Annotated in this window: 11 protein-coding genes; 8 read left to right on the forward strand and 3 right to left on the reverse strand. The window is 63.4% G+C overall.

Annotation, left to right across the window (positions count from 1 at the left end; translation table 11 throughout):
* Positions 1-77 precede the first annotated feature (77 nt).
* The 4 genes from HNR05_RS14620 (at position 78) to HNR05_RS14635 (ending at position 4,653) form a co-directional block, all read left to right on the forward strand.
* Entirely contained in the window at positions 78-1,232 is a 1,155-nt protein-coding gene (locus HNR05_RS14620) for a glycoside hydrolase family 183 protein (protein ID WP_179579811.1), read from the forward strand.
* Between the two features lie 152 nt (positions 1,233-1,384).
* Positions 1,385-2,755, forward strand: coding sequence for an ABC transporter substrate-binding protein (locus HNR05_RS14625; protein ID WP_179579812.1), 1,371 nt, complete (start codon positions 1,385-1,387; stop codon positions 2,753-2,755).
* 93 nt (positions 2,756-2,848) lie between these two features.
* Positions 2,849-3,787 carry a carbohydrate ABC transporter permease gene (locus tag HNR05_RS14630; protein ID WP_343062613.1) on the forward strand — a complete coding sequence of 313 codons (939 nt, stop codon included), beginning with the start codon at positions 2,849-2,851 and terminating at the stop codon, positions 3,785-3,787.
* The gene (locus HNR05_RS14635) at positions 3,787-4,653 is read left to right on the forward strand and encodes a carbohydrate ABC transporter permease (RefSeq protein ID WP_179579813.1); all 867 of its coding nucleotides are present in this window, start codon (positions 3,787-3,789) and stop codon (positions 4,651-4,653) included. Before HNR05_RS14630 ends, HNR05_RS14635 begins: the two co-directional genes overlap by 1 nt.
* A gap of 79 nt (positions 4,654-4,732) precedes the next feature.
* On the opposite strand, the gene HNR05_RS14640 is transcribed toward HNR05_RS14635, so the two are convergent.
* On the reverse strand, positions 4,733-5,692 hold the full coding sequence (locus tag HNR05_RS14640) for a glycoside hydrolase family 172 protein (RefSeq protein WP_246318416.1): 960 nt from the start codon (positions 5,690-5,692) through the stop codon (positions 4,733-4,735).
* 336 nt (positions 5,693-6,028) lie between these two features.
* Between HNR05_RS14640 and HNR05_RS14645 the strand changes: the two genes are divergently transcribed.
* The 3 genes from HNR05_RS14645 (at position 6,029) to HNR05_RS14655 (ending at position 11,520) form a co-directional block, all read left to right on the forward strand.
* Entirely contained in the window at positions 6,029-7,015 is a 987-nt protein-coding gene (locus HNR05_RS14645; RefSeq protein ID WP_179579815.1) for a LacI family DNA-binding transcriptional regulator, read from the forward strand.
* Positions 7,016-7,333: 318 nt separating this feature from the next.
* On the forward strand, positions 7,334-9,889 hold the full coding sequence (locus HNR05_RS14650) for a GH116 family glycosyl hydrolase (RefSeq protein ID WP_179579816.1): 2,556 nt from the start codon (positions 7,334-7,336) through the stop codon (positions 9,887-9,889).
* Entirely contained in the window at positions 9,886-11,520 is a 1,635-nt protein-coding gene (locus HNR05_RS14655; protein ID WP_179579817.1) for a fucose isomerase, read from the forward strand. Before HNR05_RS14650 ends, HNR05_RS14655 begins: the two co-directional genes overlap by 4 nt.
* A 13-nt stretch (positions 11,521-11,533) precedes the next feature.
* Here HNR05_RS14655 and HNR05_RS14660 read toward each other — a convergent pair whose 3' ends face one another.
* Positions 11,534-11,848, reverse strand: a complete 315-nt coding sequence (locus tag HNR05_RS14660; protein WP_179579818.1) for a putative quinol monooxygenase — start codon at positions 11,846-11,848, stop codon at positions 11,534-11,536.
* Between the two features lie 90 nt (positions 11,849-11,938).
* On the opposite strand from HNR05_RS14660, the gene HNR05_RS14665 reads away from it, so the two are divergent.
* Positions 11,939-13,087 carry a methyltransferase gene (locus tag HNR05_RS14665; RefSeq protein ID WP_179579819.1) on the forward strand — a complete coding sequence of 383 codons (1,149 nt, stop codon included), beginning with the start codon at positions 11,939-11,941 and terminating at the stop codon, positions 13,085-13,087.
* A 213-nt stretch (positions 13,088-13,300) separates the two neighbouring features.
* Here the strand turns inward: HNR05_RS14665 and HNR05_RS14670 are convergent, their stop codons facing one another.
* Positions 13,301-14,740, reverse strand: coding sequence for a PucR family transcriptional regulator (locus HNR05_RS14670; RefSeq protein ID WP_179579820.1), 1,440 nt, complete (start codon positions 14,738-14,740; stop codon positions 13,301-13,303).
* Positions 14,741-14,770: the final 30 nt, after the last annotated feature.

The following is a 14,770-nucleotide window of genomic DNA, read 5'->3' on the forward strand; positions in this document are numbered from 1 at the left end:
ACCTGGCTGAGACCGAGAGCATTCACTCTAGATTTTGAAATCGATTTCGCTAAGGTGGGCATGGATCAAGGAGGATCATGCCCGATGAACATTCCCAACGCGCACGTCGTGTCTCCGTCGGAATATCCGCGCTTTTGGCTCTCGCGCTCTCGGCCTGTTCGGGAGTGTCGAGTGTGAACGTGGACTCGAATCCGGATAAGCCGTTCGTGCTTGACCGGGTGTCGAATCTGACCGAAATCGCACAGCTAACAGGCCCGGGCGCGATCAATGACACCGCGTCCGTTGCGGTCGCAGGGACCGATCTGGGTTCGATGATCAACGTCGGCGACCGAACCTACTTTCTGTTCGGCGATACCTTCGGCGAGCGAGACCCCGACTCCATTGGAGGGCAGGGTGGTTTCTGGCGCTCGAATGTCGCCGCATGGACGACAGACGATGACCCGAGCGACGGCATTATCTTTGACGGCTGGGTGGAAGATGAGGTCGGGCTTGCCGCTGCGCTCAGCGAAGGCGATCACGACGCTAACGGGGCCGGCGGTGAAGTCACGAAGATCCCCAGCTATGGATTTGCGATTGGTGACACACTCTACGTCTCGTACATGTCGGTGCGGTTTTGGGGGGAACCTGGTGCCTGGGATGCGAATCGTTCTGCGTTGATTGTGTCGCGCGACGACGGTCAGACGTGGACGCCGGTTGAGGGTGTGGAGTGGCCGGGTGACTCGAATTTCGTTCAAGTCGCGACGCTGCCTGTCACCGAGGGCGGCACCGACTACATCTACTTCTGGTCGATCCCGTCTGGCCGGTTTGGCGGTGTGCAGCTCATGCGCGTGCCTGCCACTGAAAAGGCCGTGGAGCGTCAGGTGTCTTACTCCTACTTCGCAGGGACTGATGGTGAGACCCCGAAGTGGAGCACCAATATCGCCGATGCCGAGGCTGTCGTCGAAGGCACGATCGGCGAACTTTCGGTGATCTGGTCGACCTACTTGGACCGCTGGATCATGAGCTATTCGGATGCCGGCAGCGCCTATGTTCGAGAGGGTGTCACGCCCTGGGGGCCGTGGGGTGAGCCGATCGAGTTGGTCTCTGGGGATGACTACCCAGGGCTGTACTCGCCCTACCTGAATCCCCGTTACGTCTCCGACGATGGGCGCACCATCTTCTTCACGTTGTCGCTCTGGGGGCCCTACAACGTGTTCTGGTTCTCGGCCGACCTTGAGCGTGTCGCATCCTGAAGTCCGCTGAAATGCTTGCGCATGAAATCGATTTCGCATAACCTGGCGCTTACCCGGTCACCGAGGATCCACAGGCACGACCGGTGTCCTCCGGCATCAGCCGGGTACACAGCAGCGACTCGACGACGAGTCGCGTTCCTGAGGAGGAACCCATGAGAAAGAGCACGACACGTATTCGTCGTACAGTCATCGCCGCTCTGAGCGCACTGACCGTCGGCACGATGCTTGCGGCCTGCGGGTCCGGCACGCCCGGAGAATCCGCGGGTGGTGATGGTGCCGCTGGCGGTGCCTCCACAGTTCAGTTCTGGCACCGCACTTTCACACCGACCGAGAACGAGTGGTACGCGGACATCGTCAAGAAGTTCAACGCATCACAGGACAAGATCAAAGTGGTCGGCACTGAGGTTCCTGCGGATGCCTGGGACCAGAAGATGAAGTCCGCGCAGGCCGCCGGAAAGGCCCCTGATGTCTACACGCACTCGGGTCCGATCCAGGATGCGGTCAACGCTGGCCAACTCCATGAGCTCAACGGAATCGTCCCCGACGACGCACTGGGCGAGATCATCGATTCCGCGCGTGCGGTCTCGGCTATCGGAGACAAGTTCTACGCCTATCCACTTCTGCTTGAGCCTCAGACCGTGCTGTTCTGGAACAAGGACCTGCTGGATGGCGCGGGTGTTGACTCCACGAATGGCCCGCAGACGTGGGACGAGTTGCTCGCTGCGTGCGCAAAGATCAAGCCCACATTGGCCGATGGCCAGTACTGCATCTCGCCGGCCTCTGATGCAGTCACTTTCGCATGGTCGACCCACGGGCAGCAGTACAACTTCTCCGGCCACACGGCCCTCAACGGCGCTTGGACCAAACCGGACATTAATAATGACGGCTACAAGAACCTCATGCTTTCGTATAAGAAGCTGTGGGATGAGGGATATATGGCCAAGCAGGCGTTGGGCGCCTACGTTGAAGGCACTGACTTCGGCCAGGAGAAGGTTGCGTTCAAGGTCTCTGGTTCTTGGATGATGTCTGAGATCGGGTCTGACTTCAAGGAGTTGCTGCCCAAGACCGGCATCGGCGCGTTCCCGAATGCGGCGGACTCTTCTGGTCGCGGCGCCACCACGCTGGGCAACTTCAAGTGGGTCGTCGACGCGAAGTCCAAAAATGCTCAAGCCGCAGGCGAGTTCCTCGCCTGGGCCATCGCGGGTGACCCTGCGAACCTGGTGCCATTCTTCGTGAACACGCAGTTCACCAAGGTGCCCGTGCGCATGTCGGTACAGGATGCAGTTGCGGGTGACCAGGCGGCAGCCGACGCACCCTGGTCGTCAGTCATCACCAATGACATCGCACCCACGGCCATTCCTGAGCCCACCTTCCCGTGGGATGTCTCGCTCGCGGTCGGTACGGCGATGGAATCCGTGATGAAGGGCGCATCATCCGTCGACGATGCGATAAGCACCGCGGACCAGGCAATCCAGACTGTCATTGATCGCGATGGTCTTCCTGCCAAGGCACCGAAGAACTAGCAACACTCGCACCGTTCGGGGGCTGGTCACCCAGCCCCCGAACCTTCGGTTCAGACCGGAAAGGAACGGGACACATTGTTGACCATCGACGTAGTGAGTGAACCGAAGGCCCTGCGTGAAAGCGCGACCAAAAAAGAGCAGCGTCAGCGTCGCGATCGCCATCGATTCCGCGATAACAGTGTTGCGTACTGGTTCTTGTTGCCCGTATTGATCCTGCTCGGCACCTTCGTCATTTGGCCCGCGATCTACGCAATCTTCCTGTCCTTCCAAGACTGGAGTTTTTACAAAGAACCGGTGTTCGTCGGCTGGAAAAACTTCTCCGATGTGCTGAGCGACCGCCTGTTTTGGCGGGCACTCGGGCGTGGCTTCCAATTCGTCCTTCTGACGGTGCCTCCGATGCTGCTTCTGGCCTTCTTCTTCGCCAGCCTCGTGGTCAGCGTCGCACGTCGATTTGCAAGCGTTTTGAAGGTCAGCATCTATATTCCGACCATCATCTCTGCCGTTATCACCTCGATCATCTTTGTGCTGATCTACGACTATTCCGGAGGCCTGCTCAACGCGGCACTCGGCGTCTTCGGGACCGAGCCGATCGCCTGGCTCGGTGAACCGGCGTGGTCGCTGATTGCAATCGCGGTCCCGGCAATCTGGCTCGGGATGGGACTCACATCGCTCATCATGGTGGCGGCAATGGTCGACATTCCCACTGAGTTCTACGAGGCTGCTTCCATGGAGGGAGCCAACTGGTGGCAGAAGACGTTCTACATCACGTTGCCCCAGATGAAGAACATCTTGCTCTACCTGATGATCACCGGGTTCGTTGCCGCCATCCAGCAGTTCGAGCTGCCGCTGGTCATGACAGGCGGTGGCCCGCTGGATTCCACGACACTGCCGAACCTGTTCATCTTCAATCACTTCCGCAACGACATGAATGTCGGGTATTCGATCGCAGCGGCGCTGCTGCTCTTCGTCGTGCTGGGCACGGTATCGGCCGCCATCTTCAAATTCGTGAACTCCGAAAGGCTGGTCGACTGATGGCCACTACACAGGCTCTTCCGACCGCGCAGCACTCCAAGCACGACACGGCGTGGTGGCTGTATGCCGCGGGCAAGCTGATCGTCGGTGTCGTCTTCGTGCTCGCGGCCCTGTTCCCGCTCGCCTGGATGATCATCGCCGGGTTCAAGTCGAAGACCGAAGTTATCTCGACACCGTTTCAGTTCTTCCCTGAGGTCTGGCTGTGGCAGAACTACGCGCAGATCCTCGCGGACCCGGCCTTCGTTCGCACCTTCGTGTGGACACTGCTCGGGGCGATTCTGTTCACCCTGCTCGCCCTCGCGATCAACTCGCTCGCGGCTTACGCTTTTGCGCGGTTGGAATTCCGGTTCAAAGGTGCGCTCTGGGTGATCGTCATCACGACGCTCTTCATTCCGGGCATGACGATCTTGTTGACCAGCTTCATCGTCGTCACGAGACTTCAGATGCTTGACACTCTTGCGGTCCTGGTGATCCCCGGGGCAGCCAGCGCCGGCATGGTTTTCTTCATCCGGCAGTTCTACCTGAATATCCCGCTATCTCTGGAGGAGGCGGCGATGCTCGATGGCTGCAACCGCTTCACGATCTTCTGGCGGCTGTTCGTCCCCCTGTCCAAACCGCCGTTCATCGTGATGGGAATCACGGCATTTTTGGCCTATTGGAACTCGTACGTCTGGCCCATCCTGACAATCACCAGCCCCGAGCGGTTTGTTCTCCAGCAGTACCTGGCGACCTTCCGCTCCGAGCGCAGCACAGAGCTCGGCCTCCTAATGGCCGGATCCGTGTTGGCAGCGGCGCCCGTCGTGATTATCTTCTTGATCTTTCAGCGTCAGATCATCGGCAACATCAAGATGGCGGGGCTTAAGTAGCCTTCCGCTGTGGCGGGACAGGAACAGCGACAGCGCCGCGGAGGCATGCCCCGCGGCGCTGTCGTCGTGCATCACATTCTCAGTCCCGCGGAGCCCGCGGCGGAGTGGATCCGATGTCGGGCACCGGGGCGGTTCCTAGGTGTACCTCCATGTCGTCGGCCGACGGTGACTGAGGGCGCCGCGCGGTCGGCCGGTCGAGATAGAACATTGCGGTCGAGGCGATGTCGTCGCGCAATGGCAGGTATCGCCACCCGCTGCGCCAGCCGAGCGCCTGGATGTCAACCTTGGGGATGCCAGTAGTGAAGTGGATTGGGTCGAGCAAATGCCAGCGATACATTCCGAAACGCTGCTGTGAGTCGTACAGCCCATCGGGGCGGATCACCTGGGGCATACCCAGATAGGGTGTTGAGAACTCCGTGTAGCCCTGGCCGGGAATATCGAAGTTCCAGGCTCCCCCGAAGTAGTCCTCGGTTCCGGTGCCGCAGATCGTCGGGAAGTCGGTGTCGTCGTCGAGGTAGAACTTAATCTCGCCTTCGCCCCACCAACCGTTCGAGTTCACGCCCCACGCGATGTAGGTGCCGACATACTGCCCGTGCCCCTCGATCCCCTCCAAGATCGTGTGTGGGACGAGGTCTTCGAGCGGGTTCGATCGGCGCCATTGGGCATGGAAATAGGCCTCGTTGGAGTAGTCTCCGCCGATTTCGTACGTGATTTGGTAGTACACGCGGACATCTACGACAGAGGTGTTCTCGATCGTCAGACGGGCTCCGTCTCGAAACGGCATCGGCCAATATGAGTTAAAGCCACCCAGCGGGTTTGCGGCGATCGCTTGAGAGTTGACCTGTGCGAAAACGCCCCAGCCGTTGCAGAAGAAGTCCCCGTAGGGCACCTCGACTGCTGGCTCTGTGGCGCCATCCCAATAAGCTCTCAGCAGGAGGGTGCGCCAGTTGTCAGTGTGGGTAGTGATCCAAATGTGAGTGATCTTGCCTGCACCGGAGATGGAGGCAAGATCGAGGGTCTCCCCGGCTTTGATATCCATGCTTGGAGAAATTTTCCAGCCGGGGCCAAGGTCGCGTGCACAGGAGGCGCCCGTGCCTTCGGTTGCTCGGCCGCCACCTCCCGCGGAGCCATCAAAATTCTCCGGAGAGATCGATCGTGTTTGCACGGTCCGCAGTGCGGAGATCGATGCCAGGTCAGAGGGTGGGGGAGTCATTTTCCTGTTCACATCCTTGTGTAAGCGCAGCCGGCGGCGATTCCACCGCGCGGAGACAGTCTGATCAATGTAATCGATTTCAGTCCTGATCGCCACAGATTGCTCTGCGCACGCTACTGTTGTTCACGTTCGGCTTGGCCGGACCAGGTAGTAAAGGTGGACATGGCCACGATTTATGACGTCGCAGAGCTCGCCGGAGTGTCTCCCGCGACTGTCTCGCGTGTGTTCAACGGCGCGAGCGTCTCCGCGGCAAAGGTGGTGGCTGTTCGCGACGCAGCGAAGCAGCTGAAGTTCACCCCGAACCGTACGGCGCGGTCATTGCGGCGGCAGAGCTCCGAGGTTATCGCCCTCGTGATCCCGGACATTGAGAACCCATACTTCACGGAGATGGCACGCGGGGTAGAGGACGTCGCATCCGAAGCCGGATACTCGGTGGTGCTGTGCAACTCCGACTCGCAGGTCGACAAGGAGTCGACCTATCTGCAGATTGCGATCGCTGAGAACATGTCCGGGGTGATCATCGCGCCGGCATCCGATCAGACCAGCCTGGATAGCATTCTGTCCACGGGGCGCCCGGTAGTTGCCGTCGACCGAGGCGTTTCATACGACATCGATGGTGTGGTCATGGAGAACCGCTCCGCCGGAACGTCGGCAACGAAAGACCTGATCCGGGCTGGGTATAAGCGCATCGCTTACATCGGGGGACCCGAATCAATTGATACCGCAGCCGAGCGCGCGGCTGGGTGGCGCTCCGCCCTGGCCGCAGTTTTTCCCGCGCTCAACGCCGCCGAGTTGGCCCGTTTCGCCACCTTCCGCGTCGAGGGGGGACGCGAGGCGATGGAAGAGCTGTTGGCGCTTCCCGAGCCGCCGGATGCCGTCGTAGCCGGCAACAACCTCATCGGGGTCGGCGCGATCCAGGTACTGACCGAGAAGGGGTTGACGCCCCCACGGTTCGGAGTGGCGGTCATTGGTTCCCTTCCTTTCACCACGCTGTCGCCCACCGCAGTCACCGTGGTGCGCCTGCCGGCGCGGCACATGGGTGTCACGGCGGCACGGATGCTGCTCGAGCGCATCGGCGGCGACACGCAGCCAGCACGCACGGTGGTGCTGCGCAACGAGATCCAGCCGGCCTCCGCCATTCGCTCCTAAGCGCCTCCCGTCGAATACGCGCGCACGTGGGTTTCATTACTTGCCATATGAAATCGATTTCGCGTACAGTGAGCGGAACGGTCGCGGGATCCACGTAATGATCGGGGCGAGTTTCGACGTCGGGTTCTTCGCCGCCGCCGCTGCCACAGTTCTCGCACCCGTCATAACCGATTGGAATCCAGTGAGCCAGACCGTCGCGCCGAACCCCGCCGCTCTTCAAGAAGCCGACGATTCGCATATGGATCGCCACGCGTGGCACCAGACTGGGTCGAAAGTGGGCGTCCACGAGCGAGCCGCGAGCCAACGCCGGGGCGACGCATGAGCGAGCAGCGCCGCGCCCGCGGCATCCCCCACACTTCCCACGCAGCGGCCTTCCCGCTGGGCGGGATCGGCACCGGAAATGTGTCGCTTGGCGCACGAGGGGAGCTCCGCGATTGGGAATTCGAGAACCTGCCTGACAAGGGTCGCCGAAACCCCTACTCTTTTTTCGCCATCCACGCGGCTCCCGCTGGAGGGACAGCGGTGACGCGCGTGCTGGAAGCGAGGCTCACCGGGCGGCACGATGCCGATGCCGGCTACGCCTTTGACCAGTTAGCTGGACTCCCGCGGCTGGACTCAGCGATGCTTCACGGCGAGTACCCGGTCGTCGACATTGATTTCGCCGATGCTGCTTTGCCGGTCGAAGTCACGCTTCATGGCTTCACTCCGTTCGTACCGCTTGACCCGGATGCGTCGGGCATTCCGGCGGCAGTGTTGCGGTATCGGGTCACTAACCCCGGTGTGGTTCCGGTCGTCGTCACGATCGCGGGCAGCGTGACCCACACCGCCGGGCGGGGCGAGGGGCCGTGGGGAATGCGCGCGATGCAGACCGTGGGCTGGCGGGAGGAGGGAGCTGTGCGCGGCCTCGACTTCGGCATCGACCTCCCCCCAGACGATCACGGCTATGGGACGCTCAGCCTGACGACGACCGATACCGCCACTACGGCCAAACCGCAGTGGGTGACCAGCTACTGGCCGGACGGCGCGCGCCTGTTCTGGAACGATCTTGCCGCCGACGGACTGCTCGACCCGGAGCCACGGTTGACTTTGGAGGACCGACCCCGCGGACTCTTTGCTGAGCTCGATGCTGATCCTGACGCCGCGCCGCTGAGTGAGGCAGAGATGATGGCGAAGCTGCCGCGGATCCGTACCGGCTCCCTGGGTATCGTGCACACCGTGGCACCCGGGGAAAGTCAGGACTTTGAGTTCGTCCTCGCCTGGAGCTTTCCCAATCGACGCCGAGGGTGGAAGGGTCATATCGTCTTGGCCGACCCGAACGCCGACGACGTCGTGCAGAACCACTACGCCACTCTCTGGCCGGATGCCTGGGCAGCTGCGACGCACCTGCACACGCACCTTCCGGCGCTCGAGAAAGACACGGACGCATTCGTCGAAGCGCTGTACGGAGGTAGCATCGACCCGGTGTTGTCCGAGGCGATCGGCGCGAACGTTGCCGCGGTGCGTTCGACGACGGGATTCGTTGTCGAGTCGCCCACACCGGAACTGGGCGCTGGCCCCGTTTTCGCGGCCTGGGAAGGCTCGTTCGACCACGGTGGATCCTGCGAGGGCACCTGCACGCATGTCTGGTCATACGCTCAGACGCTGGCGTGGCTGTTCCCGAGCCTGGAGCGAAGTGCCCGACGTGCGGAGTTCCTGTTGGAGACCGATGAGACCGGCGCTCAGAAGTTCCGTGGCAACCGAGTATTCGGCGGCCCGAGCTGGTTCATGGGGCCTGCCGTCGATGGTCAGCTGGGCACGCTGCTGCGTCTGCACCGTGAATGGCGCTTCTCGGGTGACGAGGGATTCCTCGCGGAACTCTGGCCCGCGGCATCCGCCTCACTCGACTATGCGATCCGCGAGTGGGACCGCGACGGTGACGGGCTGCTCGACGGCGAACTTCACAATACCTACGACATCGAATTTCATGGCACTGAGCCGCTCGCGAACGGCCTCTTCCTTGCCGCACTTCGAGCGGGTGCACGGATGGCCACGCATGTCGGCGAGACGGAGCGCGCGGCGGACTGGAATGGGCGAGCGGATCGCGTCGCCGCGGGTATGGACGAGATCCTCTGGAACGGAGAATATTACCGACAGGTTATCGACGACCCCGACGAGCACCGGTACCAGTACGGTGACGGCGTGCTCTCCGACCAGCTCCTCGGTCAGTTCCACGCCTTCGTCGGCGGCCTCGGCTACCTGCTCCCGAAGAACAACGTCGACTCGGCGCTCGCCTCGATCGTCACGCACAACCACCGCGCTGACCTGTCCCGGCAGGAAAGCACCCAGCGTGTCTATGCTCTGAATGATGAGGGTGGACTGCTGCTGGCCTCGTGGCCGACCGGCGGCCGGCCAGCGATCCCGTTTGTCTACTCGGACGAGGTCTGGACCGGCGTTGAGCATCAGCTTGCCGCATCCCTTCTCTTTGCCGGTCGCGTCGATGATGCGCTGACTATCGAGCGAGCGTTGCGCTCGCGATACGACGGCGAGCACCGCAGCCCATGGAATGAGATCGAGTGTGGAAATCACTATGCTCGCTCGCTTGCATCGTGGGGGTTGCTTCTCGGCGTGACTGGCGTGCAGTGGGATGCGCCAACTCGGGCGCTCTCGTTTGCTCCCGCGGTGAGCGGCCCGTTTCGTAGCTTGTTTACCACGGGCTCCGGCTGGGGCCGCGTCGAGATTGACGCGGGCGACCTCACTCTCCACCTCGATGGAGGATCGATTGACATCGACGAACTCCAGCTGTGCGGGGCGAGCCTCGCCCGCGACATCCGCATTCTCGCCGGGGAATCTCGCACGTTCCGGCACGCTCAGACCCCAACTCAGGAGACACCATGACCACGTACACCCTGCCCACCGCGGCCGTACGGCCGACGAAGGCACCCCAGACCGCCTACCTGATCGCCTCCGGCGACCTGCGAGAGTCGGCGAACACGGCGGGCTGGCCGACACAGGTCGAACTCGAGGCGGGTGTCACGGGCGTGCTGAACGGCTTTGGTTGGACGGTCATCCGCGCCAATGGTGTCGATCCGGCCACGGGCCACGGCTTCATTTCCAGCCAGCGAATGGGGCTTGAGGTGTTCAAGAACATCCCCGTTGATGCGCCCCTCATCGTGGCCGAGGCCGTGTGGCAGTACTCGCATCACGTGCTCGCGGGCCTTCGCACCCACCAGGGCCCGATCCTCACGGTCGCGAACTTTGCCGGTGACTGGCCCGGGCTCGTCGGCCTGCTCGGGCTCAATGCGGGCCTGACGAAGATGGACAAGCCGTATGCGTCAATCTGGTCCGTCGACTTCAGCGACGACTGGTTCAAAGCGGGCATTAAAGAGTGGACCGAGACCGGTGCGATCACCCACGATGACTCGCACGTGCGCGCATTGCCGGAACTACCGGCAAGCCCCGAGCGCGAGCTGGGTGAGGCGCTCGCCGCCGAGTTGCTCGCTGACAAGGCCATCATTGGCGTGTTCGATGAGGGCTGCATGGGAATGTACAACGCGATCTTCGACGACGAATTACTGAACAAGACCGGCATTTACAAGGAGCGGCTGTCGCAGTCGGCGCTCTACGCCGAAATGCTCACCGTGACGGATGCCGAAGCTGACGATGCGTACATGTGGCTCACCGACCGCGGGATGGTCTTCAACTACGGCGAGGATGCGGCCACCGAGCTCACCCGCGATCAGGTGCAGTGGCAGCTGAAGATGTACATCGCCGCACTCCGCATCGCCGATGATTTCGGGCTTGACGCGGCTGGCATCCAGTACCAGCAGGGCTTGAAAGACCTCGTTCCGGCCTCCGATCTCGCCGAAGGACTGCTGAACTCGACCGAACGCCCGCCGGTGACCTCGCGCAACGGCGCGCGCGTGCTGCACGAGGGGCGCGCCTTCCCGCACTTCAACGAGGCCGACGAGGGGGTCGCTGTCGACGCTCTCGTCACCGACCGGGTGTGGACCGCGATGGGCCTCATCCCCGACAACACTCTGCATGACGTGCGCTGGGGTGAGGATTACAACGGCCAGTTCGTCTGGGCCTACGAGATCTCTGGCTCCGTTCCCGGATCGCACCTTGGCGGATGGGACAAGGCCGAGGGATGGCGGCAGGGGCACGTCTTCTTCCCGGCCGGCGGCGCGACAATCAACGGGGTCTCCAAGCCGGGGGAGGTCGTGTTGTCGCGCGTCTTCATCGCCGACGGGATCCTGCAGGCTGACATTTTTCGGGCATCCGTCGTCGAACTCCCCGCAGAGGAGACGAAGCGCCGCAAGGAGGCCACGAACCCGGAGTGGCCGATCGCGCACGTCGTGTTGCATGGCATCTCGCGTGACCAATTCATGGCTCGCCACAAGGCGAACCACGTTCAACTCGTTTACGCTCCCACCACCGAGATTGCCGACAAAGCACTCGTCGCGAAGGCCGCGATGTTTGCGGGCATGGGCATCGCAGTGCACGTCGTCGGAGACGTGGCGATGTGAGCAGCGTCCGGCGCTACTCGCCTTCGTGCAGGGGCGCCGAGGTGAGGGTCAGAAACTCGAGTACCGAGCCGTCGCCCTCGATGTGCGGCAGCAATGCCTCGTTGAACGGTCCGCCGGCGGGCGACGCCACGTGCGCGTCGAATGCGGCCTGATCGAGGTACTGCTCGTACACGACGAACGAGTGGTCGTCGTCGACGCGGGTGCTCGGCTCGAACAGCACGTTTCCGGGTTCCTCGCGCACGACCTCGGCGAAGGCGTCGATAAGCGCACGGACCTCGTCGCGGTGGCCGGGCTTGGCCTGGAATGTGGCGATCAATGTGGTGCTCATGCGTGGCTCCTCTGAAGCTGATGGTCCGCCACGACAGATGTGGGGAGACGGCCAGGATATCTGACCTCTGGGCGCGGTAGCGTTGAGCGGGTGACTTCAGAATTCTCGTTTGACCGCCTGCGCCGCCGGCCCGACGTCGAGGCCGCGAATCTGTTCGCCGTCGACGCGAGCGACCGGCTGATTCTCGCCGAGGCGGCCACTGCGCTCGCCGCGGCCGGGCCCGCTGAGGTCGTGGTGATTGAAGACCATTACGGTGCCTTGACGCTCGGTGCTGCCGCTCTGGCCGGGGCGCGCGGCATCCGAGTGCATCAAGATGCCCTCTCTGGCGAACTCGCGCTTGCCGCGAATGCCGCGGAGGTCGGCCTCGCCGGCGGGTATCGTTCACTCGATCTGGGCGAGGAGTTGCTCACGAGCGCCCGCGTCGTGCTGCTGCAGCTGCCGCGCAGCCTGTCGGCTCTTGACGAGATCGCCGCCGCCATCGCCCGCTTCGCGGCCGCCGACGTCACGGTGTTTGCGGGCGGGCGCATCAAGCACATGACCCCGGCAATGAACGAGGTGCTGCGCCGCCACTTCGGTGACGTCACGGCGTCGCTGGCCGCGCAGAAGTCGCGGGTACTGACCGCGTCGACGCCTCTGACAGCGGACCAGGTGGGCGGGAACGCCGTCGCCTCAGAATGGCCGCACCGCGCGGTGCACGCCGACCTGGGCCTGACCGTCTGCGCGCACGGCGCTGCATTCGCCGGTACCACCATCGACATCGGCACCCGCTACCTGCTCGAGTTCATCGATCGGATGAAGCCGGAGGTGCAGACGGCCATCGATCTCGGCTGCGGCACCGGTGTGCTGGCCAGTGCGCTCGCGCGTGCCCGCCCGGCCCTGCACGTGACCGCCAGCGACCAGTCGGCCGCAGCCATCGCATCCGCCCGGGCCACCGCCGTGGCCAACGGCGTGGCAGGGCGCGTCACCGTCGTGCGCGACGACGCGTTGGCACGCCAGCCGGATGCCTCGGCCGAGCTGATCGTACTCAATCCGCCGTTTCACATCGGCTCGTCGGTGCACGCCGGAATCGCCCTGAAACTGTTCGAGGATGCGGCGCGCGTGCTGAAACCCGGTGGCGAACTGTGGACCGTCTGGAACACCCACCTCGGGTACCGCCCCGCGCTGAACCGCCTCGTCGGCCCCACCCACCAGGTCGGTCGCAACACCAAATTCACCGTGACTGTCTCGACGCGTCGCTAACTCCTGCAATTTCTTATATTCGGGTCGAAATCGGTCCCTCTGAGTGGCTTTCGGTCGAAATTGCAGGAGTTATGCGATGCGCGCGTGACGCAATGCTGATCCATTTCGAGGCATCCTGTTGAGGCCAACGATCGGTTGTTGCGGAGGAAGCGGAAGAGGAAGAGAAAGAAGGAGGGGAGGGGAGCCGGGAGTGAGGAGCCGGCGGGCCTGCGGTCAGCGCTCCAGCGCCCGCAGCGCCAACCAGGCGGCCGTGCGGTCGTCGGGGTCCGACATCGACAGGCCCGTGAGCGCCTCGATGCGCTGGATGCGACTGTTCAGCGTCTGGCGGTGCACGCCAAGCTGGGTTGCGGTCACGCCCCACGAGCCGTGCTCGGCGAGGTAGGTGTGCAATGTCCGGGTGAGCTCGCCGTGCTCGCCCGCGGAATCGCGCAATCCGTCGAGCACATCGGCGATCTGCGCGGTGGAATCCTGATCGAGCCGGTCGAGCACATAACGCACGGTCGGCAAGGCGCGGTAGCGGGCAATCGAGCGGGCATCAGTCACCGCAACCTGGTGGGCCTGGCGGGCCTCCGACGCGCTGCGCGCCAGCGCGTCAAGGCTGGTGCTGGAGCCGATTCCGCAGCGTAGAGACACCTGCACATCGCTCGCATAACTCTCGACGCGGGCCGCGATCTCGTCCACTCGATCGTCACGGATGAAGCCGAGTACGCCGCCGTTCACCCCTGTCATCACGTGCATGCAGCCCAACTCGTCAAGCCAGCGGGCCACGAGACGTTCCAGATCGACCGACTTCGTGCGTGCGCTGAGTATGAACGCGGTGAGCGAGCTCTCGTGCACGCCCCACCGGCGCAGCAGTGCTTCGGCCTCGCCCGGTGAGCCGGTGAGCAGGCTCGTGATCATCACTTCGCGGCCCAACCGCTCGGTGGTGGTGTGGTCGTGCGTGCGCAGAATGAGGTCGAGCAGCGCGGCCGCCTGCGACGCCAAGTCGCGACTGCGACTCATCGACCCCTCATGTGATGCCACCACGAGATACGCAGTGAGGTCTTCGTTCGAGCCGACGGGGTGCACCTGCAAGCCGGGATGCCGCACCCGCACCGGCCGTCGAAAGGCCACGGCCGTCGCATCCTGCACGTGCAAGGCGCCGGCGCCGGCAGTCGTGATGGCCTGCCCCTGACTGTCGAGCAACACCGCCCAGCCATCGATGCGATGCGCGAGCTCGGCGATCACGGCCTTCACGCCGCCTCGACGGGCGACTTGGGTGAGCACCTTCGTGCCGCTCGTGACCAGCCGGTCTTCGGCGGCCTGGTCGTTGGCCAGCAGAGCCTCAAGGCGGGGCAGCAGTGCGGATGCCGTCGTGCCGGCACACAGGATGGCCGTCGCTCCGGCACCGCGCACGAGCGCGCTGGTCTCGGGCGAGTGCGCCTCGGTCACGATCACGGCCCGCCGCACAATCTCGGCCCGCGGGTGTGCGGGGTGCAGCAGCGCCTGCAGTTCGGTGGGCGTGGCCACCACGAGACTGGCGAAGTTCGGGTGGGCGATCACCATGAAGTTCTGGGCCGAGACCACGGAATCGACGGGCGTTGCAGGGCTGACCGAGTCGCCGACGAGTGTGCCGGCGAGCACCCGGGCAACGGACAGAACATCGCGAGCCATCCCCCTAGTGTACGAAATGTTGAAGAACGC

Source organism: Leifsonia psychrotolerans (genome assembly GCF_013410665.1).
Classification (GTDB): domain Bacteria; phylum Actinomycetota; class Actinomycetes; order Actinomycetales; family Microbacteriaceae; genus Cryobacterium; species Cryobacterium psychrotolerans_A.